Below are 21,943 nucleotides of genomic sequence, written 5' to 3'. Positions count from 1 at the left end.
TTCTTCGACATCAGAGGGTGACGCTTCTGCAACGAGACAAGCAGCGCAGCTTTCTCCATAGCTCCAAATATGGTTAGCGCAAAACTAACGTGCTTGCTAACACCTTGGATATGCAGCGAATCCCATTTTTGAACATTTTATTATCAACACTTACAAAGGCTTACTCCGATTTTTCTGCTTGCAGGCGTTGTGCCGATGTGCTCCAGTTGGATTGATATTGGTAACCGGGCAACGTCGCAGAGAAGGAGGATATGAGCTATGCAGCATGCGCAGCAGCACCGAAATCATATCCCGGCGCTTGACCAGTCGGTTGCAATTAAAGCGCTCCGGGTCTGGGACGTAGCGATTATTGCCAAGCTTACTATCGGGGTTTCTCAGGCAGAAGACGTCTCTTTAGCCGAACCTATACGTCGTCGAAGACGACGATGGTTAACGGCAAACAAGGAGACATCATGCCCAATCTCGATATCACCAGTATCGGTCGTCCAGACGACACTCGCGGTCAGAATATCCCCCGGTAGCTCCAACTGGCGCAGGAAGTATCCCTGAGCAGCAAAATGGGAACCGCTTCCATATCAGCTTCGTGGGTGGACCTGACGAAATCTATGATCAAGTGATCGATTGGCTAGGAAAGCACCCTGCAAACCTCGGCGACATCGTTACCGTGCGCAAGAACGGGTCGCTGACTTTCGAGGATGCGCCCGATGGTGGTTGGTTGGGCCGCTACGCCGATGTGATCTGGGAAGAATCGCTGCCGATGTGGGACTTGGGAGGCCCTGACGGTGAACCCATGGGAGCGTTCGATGCCGAGGTTCTTCAGCGTTTGATCAAAACTCATCCGCAGTCGTTTAGGGCTCTTCTCGCGGGCACAGGAGAGAATGATGCGCGGTGTAGCCCCTTTCTTGCATCGTTCTACTGCTACTAAGATCGCAGCCCCAGAGTTGATCCTCTGGGGCTTTCATATTTTTTGGACTGAGCGCTCACGCCGCATGTCTGGACTGCGCGGCGACTATCGAAATCGACGCTGTCAGAAGTTCGAAGACCGTCGACGACACAGAGAAATTTCGCGCCGGGCGGGAGGCTCTCCGAAACGATCTGAGCCTTGACCTCGTCCGGCCACTGCCGGTGAACCTCAAGTCCAGACTTCCTCGTCGTGAGAACCTCCAATGTATTCTCCATGGAGAAACTCCCGTTGCTTGTCCATGGAAAGGCGATCACAGATTAGGGCGGCGAGGACAATGTGTGATCGGAACACCGGTTACAATGGGTCAGCGATAGGCTTCAATCATCGATTTCGTAACGTCCTGTGCAAAACAGACTGGCGCATAACCGCCAGGCTTAGAATATGCACTTCGGTTGCCGCATCTTCGGCCCCTACGATCTGTGCTGTAGGGACAGGCGCACGTGCCGGGATAGTTGGCAAGAGATTCTGCAATGATCCGCTGGATGATGATGGTGGGTGATAGTGTCGGTGGAGGCTTACTCTTTGGTTCCGACGGTTTTGAGATTTCCTCCCGTTTTGGGTTGTCATCCTGCAAAAACCTGGTTGCGACCCATCCTTCTTTTTGAGTCAGAACATCTTTGACCCGGGACCATTGTGCCTCCGACTGAAGGAGGTCCACTTTTCGTCCTCGATCCAGTCTATCAATGATTTGAGATTTTGGGTTTGGCGCATCGCGCAGTGCGACACCGTTTCCGTTGACAAACTTGGTTCGTATTTCTGTGAAATTCGGCGAAGTGGGCGTCTCATCTCGTGGTGAAGCGGTTGTTGCTGAAGGGGAGGCGGGTTGTTGGTCAATCACCGTCGACGGCGGAGGTTCCGGGACTCGCGCACCAGTCGAAAAGCTTGGCGATGGTGTTGTTACGCCGGACTTCGACGGTGTTTCCCCCAATTTCGAAATGCCGAAGAGGATGAGTCCACAAAGCAGCCAGTATCTTTTTTTCATAGAAGAGCCCCCACGGCATATTGCCGATGGCTAAAATGCTCTGCAAGTAGCAATAGCGGCCACTCTCAACTTAATGGTTAATTTCGATGATGCATGGCCGGCAGGCGGTCGCTCTTGGCTTTCGGCGAGCGCGTGCGTGATCGGGCCGGACGCAGCCAGGTGGTTTTTAAGCTCGGGAAGTTCGTCGCTAAACTGAACTCAACGGAGGTTTTCGGCGATCGTCCGATAGCACGCATCGTCTTTACCGACGTCAGTTTTGGTGATCGGTTTCCAAATATCTCGGTCAAAATCGAAGAACTCGACCACACATGTATTAGTGTCGTAGTTCAGCCACTGAGCGGCCACCAGCCTGCTGTCGCGGCGAAAGTCCAAACTCAGATACATGTGTTCTTCGCCACCACGTGGGAATGACGCCGGGCGGCCCGTTTGATTGTTGGCGACGATAACGAATGAGCACCCTGTACCACAACCGATCTGGATAAGGGTATATCGGCCAGCGAAGTTTGGCCCTTGACGCATACCGTCTCGAATACGGGTTCTGAAACTGTTGAATTCGCGGTCGCGCCCCTTGAAGTCCGGCATTATAGTCTTTCCTGAGAAACGACCTTGGGCCGGGTAGTCGGAAAGGTCTGGCCGCTTGAACGTTGCGCTCGAAGAAACCGCTACCGCACTTTCCTGTTTATAGGATGTCGAGTCACAGGCATGCCATCGCATCTGATAGCCATATTCTCCCTCACGACCATAACACCATCCTGCAGCCTCTAGCTTGTTGCTGATGACTTCGCGTCGTTCGCAGGCCGCGTTTGTTTCCGGCAGGTCGCCGCTGCCGCCGCGGCAGGCACTATTCTGTTCCGTCCATTGGGATATCAGACCTACAGGTTGAGAGACGCCCTTGTCGGTCTGGATAACCTTGCTCGTTTCGGAGATGATCACGCCCGCCCTCTGGTCCCAAACCAGAGCGAACTCGGCCGAGCCGGATGAAATACGGTTCCCGACGTCGCGTTTCGTGTACCAGTCAACAATGCCGTCAACCTTGCAGGTTTGCGTGCAAGTCACCTTCGTCGAGCCTGGCTGCACGCTGTAGGCGCGGACTGGCCATCTGGTCGCGAAGTTACGTTTTTCGTCAATCAGAGCCGCCTTTGGAGTCGTCTTCCCGTAGAATTCGACCGTATTGGCATACGCCCTGGCCATAAAGGCGAGCGCTTCTGAATTACTACGAGACCAGGCGTCGTAGTACGCCGTCACAAAGGCCGATGCTTTTTCCTCTGTTGTTGGCAAATGGGCCTGATTGGTTTGTGGAGTTGCAGGCACCACCGTCGGTGCGGCCTTGGATGGAGCAGCGGATTCCGTTAAGTCGGCCAGACTTCCCCACGTCACTTTATAGCTCTGCATCTCACTGGCGGTGAGATAACGCATGTCGTTGCTGGGAACGGACAGGCTGAGTTGGAGCAGTTTCGGGTCGACATCCATCTCCACAAGGTACGTCATGATCTGGGCGGTCAGTGCCTGAACCGCAGCGACTGCAGTGTGCCCCTCGACAATCGTTTCCGGGGAGAAAGAGGATTGGTGCACACCGATCGCGCCGGGCTCTGCCTGCCGGTTCACGCCTCCGACGAAAGCGAGTGCACAGGCTGACGCGCATTCGGCGGACCGGAGCTGCAGCGTCGATAGACCGAGCGATCTGATCATCCTCCCATACGCCATCGCCGTAGCGACGTTGCCGCCGTTGCTGTTGAAGGTGATCAGCTTGGCACCGCTTGCGGCGACTTCACGCGCAAGTTGGTCAGGATTGTCCGATGTCGTGAACTCACCCTTCAGCAGGAGAACAGGTGAAGAGCCGTCAATTGGAACACGCTCAAGGGTGATGTCCGCATGTGAGACCCCGGCACAAGCGATGGATGCCGTAACCGCTACCAATAGAATACGCTGAAACACGACCTCTGCCCCCGTTCGCTTTCAGATGCATGCTATCGCGTCAAATCCCACGCGCAATATGGAAAGCCGCCACACCGGGTTTGACAGTAAGCCCACGGTGAAGGCCGTCTTGCGATAGAGGGCTTCTGACTGCCAGTCCTAGTGGTAACACCAGGAGTAGTCATATGACGAAGCATCCAATTGAGGTGATCACGTCTGTCGAGCGCCGCCGTCGCTGGTCACGCGAAGATAAAGAGCGCCTGGTCGCTGCCTGCTTTGAGCCAGACGCGGTCATCTCCGAGATTGCCCGCGCGGCCGGCATCCATGTCAGCCAGTTGTTCCGTTGGCGCAAAGAGCTTTGCCGGATCGAAGAGCCAAGGGCTGATACGGCGACTTTGGTGCCGGTGATCGTGTCCGAGGCCGCTTCGACAGTCTCTCCCGTTCAACCGGAATCGCCCACCACATCCCATCCTCGTCGGAAGCGTAGCGATGTGACAATCGAGCTTGGACGGGGTCGGCGCGTGCGCGTGGATAGCGACATCGATACGGATGCCCTTGGCCGGATTCTCGATTGCGTATTGGGTCTGCGATGATCCCGGTTCCTGTTGGCGTGAAGGTCTGGCTGGCCACGGGCTATACGGACATGCGCAAGGGCTTCCCCGGTCTGTCGTTGATGGTGCAGGAGGCGCTGAAGCGTGACCCGATGTGTGGACACCTGTTCGTATTCCGCGGCTGCGGCGGTGGCCTGATCAAGGTGATCTGGCATGACGGCCAGGGCGCTTGCCTGTTCACGAAGAAGCTGGAGCGTGGCCGCTTCATCTGGCCATCAGCGGCCGATGGCACGGTGGTGATCACACCTGCGCAGCTCGGTTATCTGCTGGAAGGTATCGACTGGCGGATGCCGCAAAAGACCTGGCGGCCGACGTCAGCCGGATAAGCAAAAACACTGGAATGACAGGCTCGAATATGATTCCATCCTGTCATGAGCAATACGACTGAAGAGCTTCCGGACGACCTTGCCAGTGCCCTTGCACTGCTGGCCCAGGAACGCGCCCGGCGTGTTGCAGCCGAAGCAGAAGCGGCGACCGCCAAGGCCGAAGCCGCCAGTGCAAAAGCACTCGTATCGCATTCCGAGGCATTGATCGCGCGGCTGAAGCTGGAGATCGACAGACGGGCAACTCGGCCGTTTCGTAGCCGGTTGCGTCACGCTACGAAGTTCTGGTACGGCCGCCATCTACCTCTGAACTGTATTCGCCACGGCGTATCGCGATCTCACGTGCAGAGCTGTCGTCTCACGGTTAAGACCTCGCCGACCCAGCAGGAGCGTTACTTGCCGGATCAGATCGACGACGCCTGAGGCTGATTTGACGACATACCCGTTGTTGGATTGCTGTGATACTGGCAGCCCCCAAGAGCGTTCAATAACCCATTAGCGTTTGCATCTCGCGTGCGGCGGCTGTAAGCGATCCTGCAGGCGTGTTGATCATTCCCGGTACGATCATTTCGCGTAGCAGCTTGGTTTCTACCTTATTGATGAGGTTTTTGTTTCGCTGCAAGGCGTGTGAGATCAATAGCTTCTCAAGGTAGGATACGTCCCTGTGTTTGGACCTCGAAGGGGTGGAAAAAGCATGCCTCGCCTTCGTTGTCCGCGCGTAGAAGTAAAGAAGCGGTGTCCCTTTGCCGACAAGCTTCATTGCGGATTCGTATTTCGTAAGCTTGTCCATCGTCAGGCTTTCACGCTTGAACGACTGACGTTCTGCCTTTCCAACGTACCATGGTTTTGTGCCGCCTCCGACTCGGATACCAAACACATAGCACCCGCAGGCGTCACTTAGGCCAGGGACAGAATATTCGACATCCTCCCAAAAAGCTTGGCGCTGATCGATGTCGCCCAATATCACTCGGCCATGATCTCTTGGAAGCTCATAGCCTCCGTAAAGGTAGTAACGCATAATGTGATCGTCTCAATTATTGAAATTCAACCAAACGACTAGTTTTTTTCGCTGGTTTTTATAAATATGCAACCACAAAATCCACATAATCGCCAATGGGATGGGGAAGATGCTTCGGACAATCGACGAAAAAACTATGCCTCCTTTGTCTGCGAATTTTTTAGTTTATTACAACCAGATCGTTGGCCGCATGGGGTCATCCGCTGTCGCTACTGCATCGGCATACGTCGATACATTGATTGCTAACCAAAGACAGGATGAGGTGCACGTCGCCAGCTGGCTTCCTGGCGCAAACTGGGAAGGAACGCCCCTTCAAGCAATCTGGCACGCGTGCGTCGCCCTCTATCCTAATGGCGATCCGCATGAGATGTCAGCGAGGTTCTTCGGACAACTAGTTCGGTCGCGATTTCATAACCATGCTGACATTTGGTACTGCACTCTGAACGAATACGTTGCTCGAAGCTGGATTTACTTTAGGGCTAAGCGGTAATGTCGTTGCTTGAGAGTGCTGTTGCAAATGCGGGTTATAGTCGGCGCGGCCGCGAAGAGGTTCGTCGCGCCGCTTGCGACGGCCACGCAAGGCAATGTGGCGTTTAGCTCCTTACCCAAAACGTCTACTGAAGGATTTTAAGGCCTCTTTTCCACGTCGGGGTTGAGGCATGTTCTCCCTAATCAAAGGAGAATGCCATGAACGTAGAAGAACTACTCGACAAAGTCACCCAGATGCCCCGCGGGGAAGCCGATGTGCCAGCAGTTCCGCCAAGAGAGCTCGTGGCGCTTGTCGTCAGATGGGTGCGGCAGATGAGAGGTTGGAAAGTTTCCACGCTAGCCGACTTCTCGACGGTCTCAGTTTCCACTGTCGAACGTGTCGAAAGGGGCGAGCGGGTAAGCGAAGAAGCCCTGGACCGGATCGCTCAGGCTCTTGGATACGAAAGCGGTGCGTTTCACGCTCCTCGGACCCCTTTGAGCGCTGAAAAGGCCGCTCAAGAGATGATCGACACGTTTGGGAATGTCGAGCGGGTTCCGGTGTCGGCCATGAAGACGCAGCGCGCGGTTCGTGAAGCCATATCTTGCCAGGCCTTCCTTGTGCACCGGCCGGAGGTTCCAGAGGTTTATGACCAGGACATCGCCAATCTGATAGAGTGGCTGGATTTTGCGTCCTTTTCGCTGAGTGGGGACATTCAGATCGAAGGGGAAGAGTCGCCCTCTCGACGGAAACTGTATGGCGACATTCTTGCTTGCGTGGCCGAACTCGAGAGGCGGGGCCTCACTGTTCTAAGCGGTGTGATGGACGCCCCCCAGCCCAAGATTCCCGAGTGGAAGGTGTCAATCGTTTCAATCACTCCCAAGCTCACCGATCCGGGTGCCGTCAAACGTAATCATGTCTTCGTGGATAGGAGGAGTGTCGTCCTGTCCAACATGGAATTCGGCGACATCGGGTCGATCATCAGGAGGACTTGAAATCGACGCCGTATGAACGCATCTATGGTCCATCACCCGTTCTCGATGGCCTTGCCGCAGTGACCCTGTCGCGCGCTGTGCTGTCCGGGTTGGCGAAGGGCGCTCTCCAGAAATGGATCGAGCGCCCTTCCTGTTTGGCAGTATCGGTGCGGGGGAGCGGGATCGAGCCGAGTTTGACGGCCTTTCGCTTCACCAGTGAGTTCAACCATCATCTTGTCCCACGCAATGGCTAGAACGTCCAAACCTATAGAATGCAAGCAAGCATCGACGTTGCCGAACTTCTTTCTTGAGAGCGGCGGTGCAAAAGTCGTCCACGGTAGCGGCGGCATAATGCTTCTGCGGGCGGAGTAAAATCCGGCCACCTATTTCCTTTCTGCAATGATCGCAGGAGGGACAGGGGATCTACACCGTGGAATTATACCTCAAGGTTCGCCTGGCTGTTTCCGAAGGGATGACGCAGCGTCAGGCAGCAAAGTATTTCAACATATCGCGCGACAGCGTGGCCAAGATGGTGGCCTATTCGACGCCGCCCGGCTATCAGCGGCGATCACCGATCCGGCGTCCGAAGCTTGATGCGTTCGTTTCGACGATCGACCATTGGCTCGATGAAGACCTGAAGGTGCCGCGCAAGCAGCGCCATACGGCCAAGCGGGTGTTCGACCGCCTGCGCGACGAATGCGGGTTCACCGGCGGCTACACGATCATCAAGGATTATATGCGCGATCGGGATCAGCGCCGACAAGAGGTGTTTGTGCCGCTGTCGCATCCGCCCGGCCATGCGCAGGCGGACTTCGGTGAGGCGACGGTCGTGATTGGCGGCGTGGAGCAGAAGGCGCGCTTCTTCGTGCTCGATCGGCCGCATAGCGACGGCTGCTATGTGCGGGCCTATCCGGCGGCGGTGGCCGAGGCCTGGGTCGACGGCCACATCCATGCATTTGCCTTCTTTGGGGCCGTGCCACAGTCGATCGTCTACGACAACGACCGTTGCCTGGTGGCGAAGATTTTGCCTGACGGCACCCGCAAGCGCGCGACGTTGTTCAGCGGCTTCCTGTCCCACTACCTTATCCGGGATCGCTATGGCCGTCCCGGCAAGGGCAACGACAAGGGGAACGTCGAGGGTCTCGTCGGCTATGCCCGGCGCAACTTCATGGTGCCGATCCCGCAGTTTGCGACATGGGAGGCGTTCAACACCTTTCTGGAGGAGCAGTGCCGGAAGCGCCAGCGCGACAGGCTGCGCGGCGAGAGCGAGACGATCGGCGAGCGCTTGCGGCGCGATCTGGCTGCCATGCGCGCCTTGCCAGCCTCGCCATTTGATGCCTGCGACCAGGCAAGTGCCAAGGTGACGGCGCAGTCGCTGGTGCGCTACAAGACCAACGACTATTCCGTCCCGGTCGCCTATGGCCATCAGGATGTGTGGGTGCGCGGCTATGTCAACGAAGTGGTCATCGGTTGCCGTGGCGAGATCATCGCCCGCCATCCTCGGTGCTGGGAACGGGAAGACGTCGTCTTCGATCCTGTCCATTACCTGCCGCTGATCGAGCAGAAGATCAATTCGCTGGATCAGGCAGCGCCCCTCCAGGGCTGGGACTTGCCGCAAGAGTTCGCTACGCTGCGCCGGTTGATGGAAGGCCGCATGGCCAAGCACGGCCGGCGTGAGTACGTGCAGGTCCTCCGCCTGCTGGAGAGCTTCGAACTCGCCGATCTGCATGCGGCGGTGAAGCAGGCGATCCAGCTTGGCGCCATTGGCTTTGACGCCGTCAAGCATCTGATCCTGTGCCGGGTGGAACGCCGGCCGCCCAGACTGGACCTGTCCATCTACCCCTATCTGCCGAGGGCGACGGTCGAGACGACCTCGGCGAAGGCGTATATGCGTCTCCTGTCGTCGGATGCGGGAGAAGCCGCATGAACACCGAAGCACCCGAGATCCTGCTCGCGCACTATCTCAAGGCCCTGAAGCTGCCGACCTTCCAGCGCGAGCACCAGAAGCTGGCCCGGCTATGCGCAACCGAGGGCGTCGATCACGTCGGCTACCTGTTCCGGCTTGCCGAACGGGAAACGATCGAGCGGGATCGCCGCAAGGTCGAACGTCGCATCAAGGCGGCCAAATTCCCGGTCGTCAAAAGCCTGGATAGCTTCGACTTCACAGCTATCCCCAAGCTCAACAAGATGCAGGTGCTGGAACTGTCCCGCTGCGAATGGATCGAGCGCCGCGAGAACGTCATTGCTCTCGGTCCCAGTGGAACCGGCAAGACGCATGTTGCTCTCGGCCTCGGCCTGGCCGCCTGCCAGAAGGGCTTGTCCGTCGGCTTCACCACGGCCGCCGCCCTGGTCAGTGAGATGATGGAGGCGCGTGATGAGCGGCGTCTTCTCCGCTTCCAGAAGCAAATGGCGGCCTACAAGCTACTGATCATCGACGAGCTGGGCTTCGTCCCGCTATCAAAGACCGGCGCGGAGTTGCTGTTCGAGCTGATCTCGCAACGCTATGAGCGCGGTGCCACCCTGATCACCAGCAATCTGCCTTTCGACGAATGGACCGAAACCCTGGGATCCGAGCGTCTGACCGGCGCGTTGCTCGATCGCATCACCCACCACGTCAACATCCTCGAGATGAACGGCGACAGCTATCGTCTCGCCCAGAGCCGCGCCCGAAAGGCCGGCTGACACCTCTCAAAAAATCGCCGCCCCGCCTGAGACCCCCGCTCGGGCTACGCCCTCCCGGCGGTCTCAGGCGGCCGCCATAGTGGCCGACTTTTGCTCCGCCCGTGGCCGGTTTTTACTCCGCCGTTGACACATGCTGTTTTATGTCAGGCTTCTTCACAAGCCGGAGGGGGCCGCCGGCGCCGTGGTGTTCTTCCTGTTCTGCGCGCTTGCCATGGGGGCTGCGCGTTATGGTACGGGCATCAAATTGCCGGTCGCCATTCCGCTTGGGCTGACCGTCATGTTCTGGGGGTTGTTATGGCGTCACGGTGCCAGCGAAGAGGCCGGAGCGCCTATGCGGCGGCTCATCCATGCCACTTCCCTCCTCATCATCTTGACCGTGCCCGTCGTCAGCCTTCTGAGCTATAATGTGGATATGGGTTTCGGCGAGACCTGGTATCGTTATACGATCGCCTATTATGCGGGGATGGCGCTATTTGCGCTCTTCACGACAAGGCTCCGCATCACGCATCCGGTTTTCGTCTGGCTTGGTGCGATAAGCTATTCCGTCTATCTGCTGGGGCCTGTCGCCCAGCCCGTCGTGGAATATATGCTTCCCTATCGACAACTGGCGCCCTATCCGGTTCACGTCACGATCGTCTTGGCCTGGGCTCTGACGGTGGCCATGGCCTATGTGAGCTACAGATTGATCGAATTGCCGGCGCAGACATTGGGCAAGAAACTCGCCTCACGCCAGCCCGCTCACGCGGCGGTATCATCGGCGTAAAATAGGCCCCGGCATTGCCGCGCTTGGCGGTAATGCCGGGTGCGATCAGTCTCAGATCCGCTTGCCCGATGCGTCGAACAGGTGGAAATCCTTTGCCTGAGCGGCGATCCGTAGTGTTTCACCAATGCGCAGCTGCGAGCGGCCGTGGACGCGAAAGACGATGGTGGTGCCGTCGGCGAAGGAGCCGTGTACGTAGCTTTCCGCGCCCACCAGTTCCACGGCATCCACCTGTACGTTGCCCGTAAAGGCCGCGTCCATCGGTTCCGCATCCGCCAGCGTGATGTCTTCCGGTCGGATGCCGAGCGTGGCGACGTTTTGCGGCAGCGCGCCGGTTCCATTCACCGACCAGCCGGAAGAAGCGTTTGCTGACGCCGCACCATAGGTCAGGAGGTTCATGGATGGCGAACCGATGAAGGTGGCAACGAAGGTGGTGGCCGGTTTTTCATAGAGCTCGATCGGCGTGCCCATCTGTTCGATGCGCCCGGCATTCAGCACCACGAGGCGATCGGCCAGCGTCATGGCTTCCATCTGGTCATGCGTCACGTAGACGCTGGTGGTGGCGAGCGAGCGTTGCAGACGGCGGATTTCGACCCGCATCTGCACGCGCAGCTTGGCATCGAGGTTGGAGAGCGGCTCATCGAACAGGAAGGCCGCGGGTTTGCGCACGATGGCGCGGCCCATGGCCACACGCTGGCGCTGGCCGCCGGAAAGCTGGCGCGGCTTGCGCTCCAGGAACTGTTCGATTTCGAGCGCCTTCGCGGCCTCGGTGATGCGCCGCTCGATCTCGTCCTTGGGCGTGTTTCTGTTCTTCAGGCCGTAGGCAAGGTTCTGGCGCACCGTCATATGCGGATAAAGCGCATAGTTCTGGAACACCATGGCGATGTCACGATCGGATGGTTCCAGATCGTTGACGACCCGGTCGCCGATGATGATCTGACCGCCCGATATGCCTTCCAGCCCTGCGATCATGCGTAGCAGCGTGGATTTTCCGCAGCCGGAGGGACCGACCAGTACGATCATCTCGCCATCGGCGATTTCCATCGATACGCCCTTGATGGCCTCGACATTGCCGCCGTAAACCTTGCGGACGTCTTTCAGCGCAATTTTTGCCATTACTTCTCGGTCTCCACCAAACCTTTGACGAACCAGCGCTGCATCAGCACCACAACGATAATCGGGGGATGATGGCGAGGATCGCCGTCACCATCACATAATTCCAGGGCGTCGAAGCGTCGGTGAAATCCACCATGCGCTTGAGGCCGATGATGATCGTGTTCATCTTGGCGTCGTTGGTCACGAGCAGCGGCCAGAGATATTGGGTCCAGCCGTAGATGAACAGGATCACGAAAAGAGCGGCGATATTGGTTTTCGATAGCGGCAGCAGGATATCGCGCATGAAGCGGAACGGGCCGGCATTGTCGATACGCGCCGCCTCGACCATTTCTCCCGGTATTGTCAGGAAGAATTGCCGGAACAGGAACGTCGCTGTCGCGGACGCCATCAGCGGCAGTGTCAGCCCCGCATAGGTGTCGATCAGGCCTAAATCGACGATGACCTTGTAGGTGGGCAGGATGCGCACCTCTACCGGAAGCATGAGCGTGATGAAGATCATCCAGAAGAAGCCCATGCGGAATGGAAAGCGGAAAAACACGATGGCGAAGGCCGACAGGAACGAGATGACGATCTTGCCCATGGCAATGGCGAGCGCGACCACGAAGCTGTTGAACAGCAGCCGTTCAAGGCTGACGCCAACCACTCTTTCGACGCCGCCGACCATGGCGTCCTTATAGTTTTCGCCAAGATGGTCGCCGGGCAGCAGCGACATTGGCGGGCGGATGATGTCATTCGATGTCATGGATGACGCGATGAAGGTGTAATAGATCGGGAAGGCCACGATGATGATGCCGAGAACCAGCATCAGATGGGCGATCACGCGGGCGACCGGGCGATTTTCAATCATCAGGAAATCCTCAGCCGTAATGCACGCGCTTCTCGACGAAGCGGAACTGGAAGGCGGTCAGCGCAATGACGATCACCATCAGGATGACGGATTGCGCGGCGGAAGAGCCGAGGTTGAGGTTCACGAAGCCATCATTATAGACCTTGTAGACCAGCGTTTCCGTCGCCTTGGCCGGTCCACCGCCGGTGACGGCATGGATGATGCCGAAGGTATCGAAGAAGGCATAGACTGTGTTGACGACCAGAAGGAAGAAGGTGGTCGGCGCAAGCAGCGGGAAAACGATGGTCCAGAAGCGTCGCGCACCGCGCGCACCGTCAATGGAGGCTGCCTCCAGCAATGATTTCGGAATTGCCTGCAAGCCTGCGACAAAGAACAGGAAATTGTAGCTGATCTGTTTCCAGGCAGCCGCCGCGACGACGAGCAGCATGGCCTGATTGCCGTTCAGCAAAGGGTCCCACATGATGCCGTTGCGGCGCAGGATATAGGAGAAGGTTCCCATGGCCGGATTGAACATGAAGAGCCACAGCATGCCCGCCACGGCGGGCGCCACCGCATAGGGCATGATCATCATGGTGCGGTAAAAACCCTTGCCGCGCACGACGCGGTCCGCCGCCGTGGCGAGAAGCAGGGCGAGGCCCATCGAGACGAGTGCCGTCAGAATGCTGAAGATGACCGTGACGTGCAGCGCGTTCAGATAGCTTTCGTCCGAAAGCACGGCGGAAAAATTGGCGAGCCCGACGAAATTGCTGTTCAGCCCGAAGGCGTCCTCGCGCATGGTCGACTGGTAGAGCGCCTGGCTGGCGGGCCAGAAGAAAAAGATCACCGTCAGGATGATCTGCGGCGCGACCAGCAGATAAGGCAGGATCTTGTTGGGGAATACGACGCTTTGCACGGCGATCTCCTGATGAGATGGGAATGCCGCCCGCACCCGATAAGGATGCGGGCGGGGCAGGGGATCGGTTAGTTGCCGGCGGCCTGCTTGATGGCCGCATCACCGCGCGTGACAATCTTGTCGAGTGCGGATTTTGCGTCCTGCTTGCCGGCCAGCATCGCCTCGAACTCTTCGTTCATGATGTCGCGCACCTGCGGCAGGTTCACGAGGCGCACGCCCTTGGAGTTTTCTGTCGGCGGCTTGCCCATCATCTGCAGAAGCGGTGTTTCGCGGCCGGGGTTCTTTTCATAGAAGCCGGATTTCTTGGTTTCCTCATAGGCCGCGATCGTCACCGGCATATAGCCGGAGACCTGATGCAGACGAGACTGGATCTTGGTCTGGGAAAGGAAATGGAAGAATTCGGCCACACCCTTATATTCGGCTTCGCTCTTGCCGCCGAAGACCCAGAGGCTGGCGCCGCCGGGAATGGTGTTTTGCGGACCATGGCCCTCGTAATAGGGAAGCTGGCCGATACCGTAATTCATGCCGGTCTTGATGATATCGCCAAGGCCGCCGGAAGATTCGGTCAGGATGCCGCATTCGCCGGACATGAACAGCTGCTTGGCTTCCGAGGTGCGGCCGCCATAACGGAAGGTTCCGTCCTTCGCGAGGTCGGCGATGGCCTGGAAGTGCTCGACGAAGAGCGGTGCATTGACCGCAAGCTTCACATCGTTGCCGCCAAGGCCGTTTTCATTGCTGCCATAGGAGACGTTGTTCCAGGCGGCAAAGTTCTCGGTCTGGATCCAGGTGAGCCATGTGGAGGTGAAACCGCATTGGGCCGCACCGCTGGTCTTGATCTTTTTGGCAGCTTCGAAAACTTCCGGCCAGGTCTTCGGCGGATTGGCGGCATCAAGGCCAGCCTTCTGGAAGACATCCTTGTTGTAATAGAGGATCGGCGAAGACGAATTGTAAGGGAAGGACAGCATGGTGCCGTCAGGCTTGGAATAATAGGCCACGATGCCGGCCAGATATTCTTCCTTGTTGAAGGTGTAGCCACCTTCCTTCAGCACCTCCGCCACCGGCTTGATGGCGCCGGCAGCGCCCATCATCACGCCGGAACCGGCATCGAAGACCTGAATGATCGCAGGCGGCTGCTTGGCGCGGAATGCGGCAATGCCGGCATTCAGCGTTTCCGGATAGGTGCCCTTGAAGACGGGCGTGATCTTGTAGTCTTTCTGGCTGTCGTTGAACTCTTTCGCAAGCGCGTCCACGACCTCGTTATTGGCGCCGGTCATGGCGTGCCACCACTGGATTTCCGTCGCAGCGAAAGCATTCGATGTGACAAAAAACGAAAGCGCGGATGCCGCAGCGAGGCGGTAGCTGAGTTTTTTCAAGGCGATTCCTCCCGTTATGAAAACAGTAAAAGATACAGCCCCTTATTGCAGCCTATCCTCCACGATATGGCTACGGGCGACCCTTTCTGTATTAGCGATGTGATTTAAAGCGAACTCTAACGAAAATGCAATAGAACGTGGAACGATTAAAACGAAAGTGAACGAAACGGTTTTATTATTCCATTTCGTCGGCGCTTTGGTTTTTTCGTGTGCTGGCGGTCGAGGGTGAGCAGCAAGGCGTCGGGAGAGGTTCGTCAGCTGCGACGTTGGTGGCTTTTTTGAAGCGCCAGCGTCCCCTCATTCCTGTGACAGGCACAGGAATGAGGGTGGAGGGTGAGGGGGCGCACAAGCACCGGCATGGTGGCGAGTTAAAATGCACGGGATATTGATATGTTATTACATTACGTATTAAAGTGCCGCAAGTCCTATAATCATAAAGGTGCGGCAGTGTTCGGAATGAAGCGAAAGAAGGCAATTGCACCAAAAGACGATTCGGCTGTCGCGCCATCCTCCCGCACCGTACCGGTCACCCTGCTCACCGGCTTTCTGGGTGCGGGCAAGACCACGCTTCTGAACGAACTTCTGGCCGATCCGGCGATGCGCGATGCCGCCGTCATCGTCAACGAGTTTGGTTCGGTGCCCATCGATCACGGTCTGGTCCGAACGGGTTCGGAACGTTATTTCAGAACTACGACAGGCTGTATCTGCTGCACGGCCATCAGCGATATCCGAACCTCCCTTTACGAGTTGCATCAGGCCTTTCTGGAGGGGATGACGTCGGAAATATCGCGGGTTGTCATCGAGACCACGGGCCTTGCCGATCCCGCGCCGATCATCAACAGCCTGATCCCCGGCGGCACAGCGGCTATCGGCCTGCGGGACCATATCGTCGCCCGGCACTTTCATCTCTCAGGCGTCGTCACGGCCTTCGATGTCACCTCGGGTCGGGTAATGCTCGACAGTTTCATCGAGGGCTGGAAACAGCTCGCCTTTGCCGACCACATCGTTCTGACCAAAACCGATCTCGCCGATGCAACCGCGATGAGCCGCGAAAGCCTCTCCGATCTCAATCCCGCCGCCGCCCTGCATGACCGCAACGCAGGCGATTTCGATCTTCTGTCGCTGTTTGCGGAGGCGAATTATTCGTTGCGCGGCAAGCCGGAGGATGTGCCGGGATGGCTGGCGGTCGACAGGCTGAACCTGCATGCCGGCCATGACCATGATATCAACCGACATGGTGCGGGTATCGAGGCTTTCGATCTGACATTTGACGGGGCGTTCGACCCGCAGGCGATTGTTACCTTTCTCGAACTCGTCACCAGCAATGTGCATTCCGGTCTGCTGCGGCTCAAGGGAATTTTCGGCGCGACGGATGATCCGGAGCGTCCGGTGGTCGCCCATGCCGTGCAACACCGGCTTTATCCGCTGAGTCGGCTGGAGCGCTGGCCCGACGGCAACCACGCGACGCGAGTCGTCCTCATCGGCAGGGATATGCCGCAGCGGCCGATCCGCGATCTTTTTGACACATTGGCCTCACAGGCGGGGCGAAAGGTTTATCGATGACGGCGAGAACAAATCCGCTGGCGCGCAGCGGCTCTGCCATCGTTTCGCAGGCCCGCCTTCTGAAGCAATGGACGCGGGAGCTGCTTTGCCTCTCAGCGGATGACACCGTTTCCGTCAGCGAGCTTTCCTGCGCGCTGCCGGATTGCCCGCCCATGGAAACCGTGATCCTCGTTCTGTCCACATCCGGCGAAAGCCGGCAATGGTCTGTTCACAAGGCACTTCTGGATGTCGCGTTTGACGATATTGTCAGCGCCATTGCCGCCGAACCGCCTGAAGCCGGCCGTGAGTAACACCGCCGCGCTTGACGGCAACCACCGTCATCCGGCACTTGGGCGGCGGCGGCACGATTCGCTGATTGTGAAGGGGAAGGGATGGCCGATCTGGCGGTATATGCGGGCTTGTTTCTGACGGCCTTTGTCGCGGCGACCATCCTGCCCATGCAGTCGGAGGCCGCACTTGCCGGCCTCATCCTTTTGAAAGCCCAGCCCGTCTGGCTGCTGGTTGTTGTGGCCAGCGCCGGCAATGTCGCCGGCTCCTTCGCCAACTGGCTGCTCGGCCGAGGCATCGAGCGCTTTCGGCGCAGACGCTGGTTTCCCGTCGGTGAAGCGGCGCTGCAAAGGGCGCAGAACTGGTACAGGCGTTACGGCAAATGGTCGCTCCTTTTAAGCTGGGCGCCGCTGATCGGCGATCCGCTGACGGTTGCCGCCGGGATCATGAAGGAGCCGCTGCCGATTTTTCTTCTGCTCGTCACCATCGCCAAGGTCGGGCGTTATCTCGTGCTGACGCTGGTGACGCTGAATTTTCTCTGAATTCTCTCGTCGTCATGCCGGACTTGATCCGGCATCCAGCCACGGCGCGTCTGCGCCGTGAAAACACTCTTTCGCGATCACGGACTTGATCGAGCTGGACCCCGGATCTAGTCCGGGGTGACGACGTGTGGATGCTTCGCCTTAGCCAAAAAGCTTTACTCAAGCCGCCTGCCGGTCCCAGCTGGCGAAGGGATCGGGCAGGTGCCGCCACGCATCCGGCGTGAAAGCCTCGGTGTCGATAAGGCAGGCATCAAGCTGGGCGCGGATGCGCGCTTCGCTCATCGGATCTGAGCCGATGAAGACGATTTCCTGCCGGCGGTCGCCAAAGACCGGATCGAGATAGGGCTTCATCATGTCGAGAAACTGCTGTTCGCGCGGCCATTGTTCCCTGGGCACGGCAGACCACCACAGGCCCATCTTGCCGGTGCGCACCAGTGCGCCCGCCTGGCTGATCTCGCCCACATAACCCGGCCGGGTGGCCAGCCAGAAGAACCCCTTGGCGCGCACCACGCCCGGCCAGGCGCGGTCAATGAAGCGCTGGAACAGCACGGGATCGAACGGCTTCTTGGCGCGATAGACGAAGGAGCGGATGCCATATTCCTCGGTCTCGGGAATATGGTCCTTGAAACCGTGCAGTTCCTTGAACCACAGGGGATGTTCTTCGGCTCTGGCGAAATCGAAACGGCCGGTGCCCAGCACTTCTTTCAGCTCCACCTTGCCGAAATCCGCCTCGATGAGTTTCGCATCCGGGTTCAATCCGACGATGATCTTTCGGGCGGCGTCCCGCTCATCCGGCGTCGCGGTGCCGATCTTGTTCAAGACGACGACATCGGCGAATTCGATCTGCTCCACCAGAAGGTCGACGATGGTGCGGTTGTCGCCTTCGCCCGCCGTCTCGCCACGGTCTGCCAGAAAATCGGAAGAGCCATAGTCATTGAGAAGATTGGCGGCATCCACCACCGTCACCATGGTGTCGAGATGCGCCACATCGGAAAGGCTGCGGCCGTTCTCGTCACGAAAATCGAAGGTGGCTGCGACCGGAAGCGGCTCGGCGATGCCAGTGGATTCGATCAGGAGATAATCGAACCGCCCCTGTTCGGCGAGTGCCCGCACCTCTGTCAGAAGATCATCGCGCAGCGTGCAACAGATGCAGCCATTGGTCATTTCCACAAGCAGTTCCTCGGTGCGGGAAAGATTGGCGCCGCCATCGCGCACCAGTGCCGCGTCGATATTGATCTCGCTCATGTCGTTGACGATCAGCGCGACCCGCAGACCATCGCGGTTGGCGAGTATATGGTTCAGAAGCGTCGTTTTGCCGGCGCCGAGAAAGCCGGAGAGGACGGTGACAGGGAGTTTTTTCGACATCAGGACCTCGTTTTATAGCAACGGTATTGTGGGCTTCACAGCGGCCACGGCAGGCGATCTGGAAACGATGTGGCTTACTGCACCATTGTTTCCAGATATGTAACGTAATAACATTACGTGCATGCATCGTGTCAACATGTGGTCGGAAAATTGCGGGTCAAGTCGGGTAGTCGCTCGCGCGGACGAGTAAAAAGTGCCCTCTCGTCATTGACGATAAGGCTGGCGCTACACTTGCCGTCATCCTCGGGCTCGATCCGAGGATCCATAGCCCGGTGCGACCATGGACCCTCGAGGCAAGCCCGAGGGTGACGGCGTGGGTGGGGTAGAGTCCACCTTTCCGAGAGTTAATGTTATTTCATTACGTATTCGTTTGACGAATGTAATAACATTACATATTAGGGGTCATCAATTGAAATCCTGCCCCGGAGGGATCGATGAACGATCCGTGCCTTGCCTTCAAAAATCTGACGCTTGGATATGGCGGCCGCGCAGCGGTGCATCATCTGGATGGCGATATCGCCAAGGGCTCGCTCACGGCGGTGGTCGGCGCCAATGGGTCGGGAAAATCGACGTTGATGAAGGGTATTGCCGGCATTCTGAAGCCGCTCGGCGGTGAATGCCGTGTCAGCCCCGGCGTTTCCATTGCCTATCTGCCGCAGCAATCTGAACTCGACCGCACCTTTCCGGCGCAGGTGCGTGATCTCGTTGCACTTGGTCTCTGGCCGAGGCGCGGCCTGCTCGGCCGCCACCGTTCTGAGGATCGGGTGGCGATGGCCCGCGTGCTGGAAGCGGTCGGGCTTTCCGGTTTTGAAAAGCGCAATATCGATTCACTCTCCGGCGGCCAGTTGCAGCGCGCCCTGTTTGCGCGCGCCATGTTGCAGGATGCGCAACTGATCCTGCTGGATGAACCATTCAACGCCGTCGACGAGCGCACCGTGTCCGATCTTCTGGCGATGATCGAGGCCTGGGTTGCTGAGGGGCGGACTGTTCTGGCCGTTCTCCATGACCAGCAATTGGTACGGCAGCATTTCCCGCAGACGCTGTTCCTCGCACGAAAACTCGTTGGACTTGGCCCGACGGCCGACGTCCTGAAGGCGGATAACATCCGGCAGGCGCGGCATTTCCACGAGGCGTGGGAGGAAAATGCGCCGTGGTGTGAACCGGCTGACGCGCCTGTGCTCAATGCCCACGCCGCAAATCCGCAGGTGATGCGGGCACATTCTCATTCCCCCTCCCACGCGAACTCGAATGTTCATGGCTGATATCTTCATCGAACCATTCGTTCAGTATGTCTTCATGCAGCGCGCCCTTGCCGGCGCCTTGATCCTTGCCATCAGTTGCGGGCCGGTCGGAGTTTTTCTGATGCTGCGCCGCATGAGCCTGACGGGTGATGCCATGTCACACGCCATCCTGCCGGGTGCTGCCGTCGGCTTTCTGTTTTATGGCCTTGAGATTTTGCCGATGACCATCGGCGGGCTAGTGGTCGGCCTTCTGGTCGCGCTCGGTGCCGGTGCGGTATCGCGTTTCACCATCCAGAAGGAAGACGCCTCGCTTGCGGCCTTTTATCTCATTTCGCTGGCGCTTGGCGTGCTGCTCGTCTCGTGGCGCGGCTCCAGCGTCGATCTCATGCATGTGCTTTTCGGAACGGTGCTTGCGTTGAACAATGAAGCGCTAGGCCTGATCGGCGGAATCTCAATCGTGACGCTGGGGGTGATCACGGTGTTCTGGCGGGCGTTGCTGGCGGAATGCCTCGATCCGCTGTTTCTGCGCTCCGTCAGCAACTGGGGCAGCCCCGTGCACTTCCTCTTCCTCGCCATCGTCGTTCTCAATCTGGTCGGCGGGTTTCAGGCGCTCGGAACCCTGCTTTCGGTGGGGCTGATGATGCTGCCCGCTGCCGCCAGCCGCTTCTGGTCCAACCGCGTCGCGCCCATGTGTTTCATCTCCATCGGCATCGGCATTGTCTCCTGCTTTGCGGGCCTGCTTCTTTCCTATCACGCGTCGCTGCCATCCGGCCCGGCGATCATCCTTTCTGCGGGCGTCATCTATGCGCTTTCCATTCTCGTCGGCACGCGTGGCGTGCTCAGCGATCTTCTCGGTTCCGGTCGTCACAGAACGGCCTGAAAACAGCGTTCGAAAAAAGGAGAACCTCATGTTCAAAACCTTCCGTCTAGCCACTTGCGCTAGCCTTCTCTCCCTTTCCCCGGTCCTGATGGCGCAGGCGTCCGCCGCCGAACTCAAGGTCGTGGCCAGCTTCTCGATCATCGCCGATTTTGCCAAAAATGTCGGCGGCGACCGCGTCGAGATCACCACGCTCGTCGGGCCGGATGGCGATGCGCATGTCTATGAGCCGCGCCCGGCCGATGCCGTCGCCGTCAGCAAGGCGGATGTGGTGCTGGTCAACGGTTTGGAATTCGAAGGTTTCCTGAAGCGGCTGATCGACACCAGCGGCACCAAGGCGCCGGTGGTGGAACTGACCAAGGGCGTGGAGCCGCTGAAGCTTTCCGACGAGCCGGCTGGTCACGCTCATCCGGAGGCAGAAGAAGAGAAAGCTCACGACCATAAGGCTAAAGAGGCCGACCACAAGCACGAATCCGCTGAGGCGCATGACCACGATCATGAGGGGCACCACCATCACGGCGAATTCGATCCGCATGCCTGGCAGTCGATCAAGAATGCGGAAATCTACGTAAAGAACATCGCCGGTGCATTTTGCGAGGTCGACAAGGCGGGTTGCGCCACTTACACCGCCAATTCCGAAGCCTACGTCGCCAAGCTTGCGGCTTTGAACGAGAAGGTGAAGACCGAGATTGCCACCATTCCGCCGGAGAAACGCGTCATCATCACCTCGCATGACGCCTTCGGATATTTCGAGCATGCCTATGGCCTTGAATTCCTGGCGCCCGAAGGCGTCTCGACGGAATCGGAAGCATCGGCTGCCGACGTCGCCAAGCTTGTGGACCAGATCAAGCATGACAAGGCCTCGGCCATCTTCGTCGAAAACATCACGAACAAGCGGTTGGTGGACCAGATCGCCAGCGAAACTGGCCTGAAGGTGGGTGGCACGCTCTATTCCGACGCGCTTTCCACGGCTGACGGCCCGGCCGCGACCTACATCGACATGGTCAACCACAACATCAATACCATCAAGGCGGCTGTTCTCAGCCAGTAAGTCCTCGATTTCCTGTGAGCCTAGGGAGGGTGATCCGCGTCACCCTCCCTATTTTTTTGGGCAGTCCCCCTCTGCTTGCCGGATTTGCTTCGCCCCATGCTGGTTGACAATCGAT

At 58.2% G+C, this 21,943-nt stretch carries 21 protein-coding genes and 2 pseudogenes; 15 read left to right on the top strand and 8 right to left on the bottom strand.

The genetic code is table 11. The features are described from left to right. Positions 1–613: 613 nt before the first annotated feature. Complete coding sequence (locus G3A56_RS17625) at positions 614–925, top strand: hypothetical protein (protein ID WP_164056758.1); 312 nt, start codon at positions 614–616, stop codon at positions 923–925. 343 nt (positions 926–1,268) lie between these two features. Here G3A56_RS17625 and G3A56_RS17620 read toward each other — a convergent pair whose 3' ends face one another. Beyond that, positions 1,269–1,946, bottom strand: coding sequence for an SH3 domain-containing protein (locus G3A56_RS17620; RefSeq protein WP_082185849.1), 678 nt, complete (start codon positions 1,944–1,946; stop codon positions 1,269–1,271). Between the two features lie 198 nt (positions 1,947–2,144). Beyond that, complete coding sequence (locus G3A56_RS17615; RefSeq protein ID WP_025595815.1) at positions 2,145–3,881, bottom strand: COG3904 family protein; 1,737 nt, start codon at positions 3,879–3,881, stop codon at positions 2,145–2,147. Between the two features lie 164 nt (positions 3,882–4,045). Between G3A56_RS17615 and tnpA the strand changes: the two genes are divergently transcribed. From tnpA to G3A56_RS29475, 3 genes and pseudogenes are all read left to right on the top strand, one after another. After that, positions 4,046–4,453, top strand: a complete 408-nt coding sequence (gene tnpA, locus G3A56_RS17610) for an IS66-like element accessory protein TnpA (RefSeq protein ID WP_081859328.1) — start codon at positions 4,046–4,048, stop codon at positions 4,451–4,453. Then, a complete protein-coding gene (tnpB, locus tag G3A56_RS17605; RefSeq protein WP_425503368.1) occupies positions 4,432–4,797 on the top strand; it encodes an IS66 family insertion sequence element accessory protein TnpB in 366 nt (121 codons plus the stop codon). The genes tnpA and tnpB overlap by 22 nt, the downstream gene beginning before the upstream one ends. A 45-nt stretch (positions 4,798–4,842) precedes the next feature. Beyond that, a pseudogene (locus G3A56_RS29475) lies at positions 4,843–5,058 on the top strand (IS66 family transposase); the annotation flags it as partial. 220 nt (positions 5,059–5,278) lie between these two features. Here the strand turns inward: G3A56_RS29475 and G3A56_RS17595 are convergent. Further along, the gene (locus tag G3A56_RS17595; RefSeq protein ID WP_082185851.1) at positions 5,279–5,812 is read right to left on the bottom strand and encodes a hypothetical protein; all 534 of its coding nucleotides are present in this window, start codon (positions 5,810–5,812) and stop codon (positions 5,279–5,281) included. Positions 5,813–6,499: 687 nt separating this feature from the next. Between G3A56_RS17595 and G3A56_RS17590 the strand changes: the two genes are divergently transcribed. From G3A56_RS17590 to G3A56_RS17570, 5 genes are all read left to right on the top strand, one after another. After that, on the top strand, positions 6,500–7,273 hold the full coding sequence (locus tag G3A56_RS17590) for a helix-turn-helix domain-containing protein (RefSeq protein ID WP_082185853.1): 774 nt from the start codon (positions 6,500–6,502) through the stop codon (positions 7,271–7,273). Beyond that, positions 7,270–7,506 carry a hypothetical protein gene (locus tag G3A56_RS17585; RefSeq protein ID WP_137067590.1) on the top strand — a complete coding sequence of 79 codons (237 nt, stop codon included), beginning with the start codon at positions 7,270–7,272 and terminating at the stop codon, positions 7,504–7,506. Before G3A56_RS17590 ends, G3A56_RS17585 begins: the two co-directional genes overlap by 4 nt. A 176-nt stretch (positions 7,507–7,682) precedes the next feature. Then, entirely contained in the window at positions 7,683–9,179 is a 1,497-nt protein-coding gene (gene istA, locus G3A56_RS17580) for an IS21 family transposase (protein WP_164056757.1), read from the top strand. Next, entirely contained in the window at positions 9,176–9,934 is a 759-nt protein-coding gene (gene istB, locus G3A56_RS17575) for an IS21-like element helper ATPase IstB (protein WP_082182890.1), read from the top strand. The genes istA and istB overlap by 4 nt, the downstream gene beginning before the upstream one ends. A gap of 130 nt (positions 9,935–10,064) precedes the next feature. Beyond that, positions 10,065–10,697: an acyltransferase family protein gene (locus G3A56_RS17570; RefSeq protein WP_246231382.1), complete on the top strand. Its 633-nt coding sequence runs from the start codon at positions 10,065–10,067 to the stop codon at positions 10,695–10,697. A gap of 51 nt (positions 10,698–10,748) precedes the next feature. Here the strand turns inward: G3A56_RS17570 and G3A56_RS17565 are convergent, their stop codons facing one another. The 4 genes and pseudogenes from G3A56_RS17565 to ugpB all read right to left on the bottom strand — a co-directional run bounded on the left by G3A56_RS17565 (position 10,749) and on the right by ugpB (position 14,928). Beyond that, complete coding sequence (locus G3A56_RS17565; RefSeq protein ID WP_003500027.1) at positions 10,749–11,810, bottom strand: sn-glycerol-3-phosphate import ATP-binding protein UgpC; 1,062 nt, start codon at positions 11,808–11,810, stop codon at positions 10,749–10,751. Beyond that, positions 11,810–12,657: pseudogene (gene ugpE / locus G3A56_RS17560) on the bottom strand (sn-glycerol-3-phosphate ABC transporter permease UgpE). The gene G3A56_RS17565 and the pseudogene ugpE overlap by 1 nt, the downstream one beginning before the upstream one ends. 10 nt (positions 12,658–12,667) lie before the next feature. Further along, a complete protein-coding gene (ugpA, locus tag G3A56_RS17555) occupies positions 12,668–13,549 on the bottom strand; it encodes a sn-glycerol-3-phosphate ABC transporter permease UgpA (RefSeq protein ID WP_035243432.1) in 882 nt (293 codons plus the stop codon). A gap of 68 nt (positions 13,550–13,617) precedes the next feature. Further along, entirely contained in the window at positions 13,618–14,928 is a 1,311-nt protein-coding gene (ugpB, locus tag G3A56_RS17550) for a sn-glycerol-3-phosphate ABC transporter substrate-binding protein UgpB (RefSeq protein WP_175414402.1), read from the bottom strand. Between the two features lie 450 nt (positions 14,929–15,378). Here ugpB and G3A56_RS17545 point away from each other — a divergent pair, with 450 nt between their 5' ends. The 3 genes from G3A56_RS17545 to G3A56_RS17535 all read left to right on the top strand — a co-directional run bounded on the left by G3A56_RS17545 (position 15,379) and on the right by G3A56_RS17535 (position 17,294). Further along, on the top strand, positions 15,379–16,485 hold the full coding sequence (locus tag G3A56_RS17545; protein WP_145980563.1) for a CobW family GTP-binding protein: 1,107 nt from the start codon (positions 15,379–15,381) through the stop codon (positions 16,483–16,485). Continuing rightward, the gene (locus G3A56_RS17540; protein ID WP_082185869.1) at positions 16,482–16,775 is read left to right on the top strand and encodes a hypothetical protein; all 294 of its coding nucleotides are present in this window, start codon (positions 16,482–16,484) and stop codon (positions 16,773–16,775) included. The genes G3A56_RS17545 and G3A56_RS17540 overlap by 4 nt, the downstream gene beginning before the upstream one ends. A gap of 81 nt (positions 16,776–16,856) precedes the next feature. Further along, a complete protein-coding gene (locus tag G3A56_RS17535; RefSeq protein ID WP_082185870.1) occupies positions 16,857–17,294 on the top strand; it encodes a YqaA family protein in 438 nt (145 codons plus the stop codon). A gap of 159 nt (positions 17,295–17,453) precedes the next feature. On the opposite strand, the gene G3A56_RS17530 is transcribed toward G3A56_RS17535, so the two are convergent. After that, on the bottom strand, positions 17,454–18,659 hold the full coding sequence (locus G3A56_RS17530; protein ID WP_082185871.1) for a GTP-binding protein: 1,206 nt from the start codon (positions 18,657–18,659) through the stop codon (positions 17,454–17,456). A gap of 434 nt (positions 18,660–19,093) precedes the next feature. Here G3A56_RS17530 and aztA point away from each other — a divergent pair, with 434 nt between their 5' ends. The 3 genes from aztA to aztC are packed head-to-tail and all read left to right on the top strand — an operon-like array spanning position 19,094 to position 21,828. Beyond that, a complete protein-coding gene (gene aztA, locus G3A56_RS17525; protein WP_082185872.1) occupies positions 19,094–19,921 on the top strand; it encodes a zinc ABC transporter ATP-binding protein AztA in 828 nt (275 codons plus the stop codon). Further along, positions 19,914–20,780, top strand: coding sequence for a zinc ABC transporter permease AztB (aztB, locus tag G3A56_RS17520; RefSeq protein ID WP_082186089.1), 867 nt, complete (start codon positions 19,914–19,916; stop codon positions 20,778–20,780). The genes aztA and aztB overlap by 8 nt, the downstream gene beginning before the upstream one ends. Before the next feature lie 28 nt (positions 20,781–20,808). Next, on the top strand, positions 20,809–21,828 hold the full coding sequence (gene aztC, locus G3A56_RS17515) for a zinc ABC transporter substrate-binding protein AztC (RefSeq protein ID WP_082185873.1): 1,020 nt from the start codon (positions 20,809–20,811) through the stop codon (positions 21,826–21,828). Positions 21,829–21,943 lie beyond the last annotated feature (115 nt).

Origin of the sequence: Rhizobium oryzihabitans (genome assembly GCF_010669145.1) — a bacterium.
GTDB lineage: Bacteria > Pseudomonadota > Alphaproteobacteria > Rhizobiales > Rhizobiaceae > Agrobacterium > Agrobacterium oryzihabitans.
The sequence above is the reverse complement of the archived record's forward strand: the minus strand, read 5'-3'. Positions and strand labels throughout refer to the sequence as shown.

Coding starts and splice junctions, on each gene's coding strand:
- G3A56_RS17620 (WP_082185849.1), bottom strand. CDS start 1,946: ATGAAAAAAAGATACTGGCTGCTTTGTGGACTCATCCTCTTCGGCATT.
- tnpA (WP_081859328.1), top strand. CDS start 4,046: ATGACGAAGCATCCAATTGAGGTGATCACGTCTGTCGAGCGCCGCCGT.
- G3A56_RS17595 (WP_082185851.1), bottom strand. CDS start 5,812: ATGCGTTACTACCTTTACGGAGGCTATGAGCTTCCAAGAGATCATGGC.
- G3A56_RS17590 (WP_082185853.1), top strand. CDS start 6,500: ATGAACGTAGAAGAACTACTCGACAAAGTCACCCAGATGCCCCGCGGG.
- istB (WP_082182890.1), top strand. CDS start 9,176: ATGAACACCGAAGCACCCGAGATCCTGCTCGCGCACTATCTCAAGGCC.
- G3A56_RS17570 (WP_246231382.1), top strand. CDS start 10,065: ATGCTGTTTTATGTCAGGCTTCTTCACAAGCCGGAGGGGGCCGCCGGC.
- G3A56_RS17565 (WP_003500027.1), bottom strand. CDS start 11,810: ATGGCAAAAATTGCGCTGAAAGACGTCCGCAAGGTTTACGGCGGCAAT.
- G3A56_RS17545 (WP_145980563.1), top strand. CDS start 15,379: ATGAAGCGAAAGAAGGCAATTGCACCAAAAGACGATTCGGCTGTCGCG.
- G3A56_RS17540 (WP_082185869.1), top strand. CDS start 16,482: ATGACGGCGAGAACAAATCCGCTGGCGCGCAGCGGCTCTGCCATCGTT.
- G3A56_RS17535 (WP_082185870.1), top strand. CDS start 16,857: ATGGCCGATCTGGCGGTATATGCGGGCTTGTTTCTGACGGCCTTTGTC.
- G3A56_RS17530 (WP_082185871.1), bottom strand. CDS start 18,659: ATGTCGAAAAAACTCCCTGTCACCGTCCTCTCCGGCTTTCTCGGCGCC.
- aztA (WP_082185872.1), top strand. CDS start 19,094: ATGAACGATCCGTGCCTTGCCTTCAAAAATCTGACGCTTGGATATGGC.
- aztB (WP_082186089.1), top strand. CDS start 19,914: ATGGCTGATATCTTCATCGAACCATTCGTTCAGTATGTCTTCATGCAG.
- aztC (WP_082185873.1), top strand. CDS start 20,809: ATGTTCAAAACCTTCCGTCTAGCCACTTGCGCTAGCCTTCTCTCCCTT.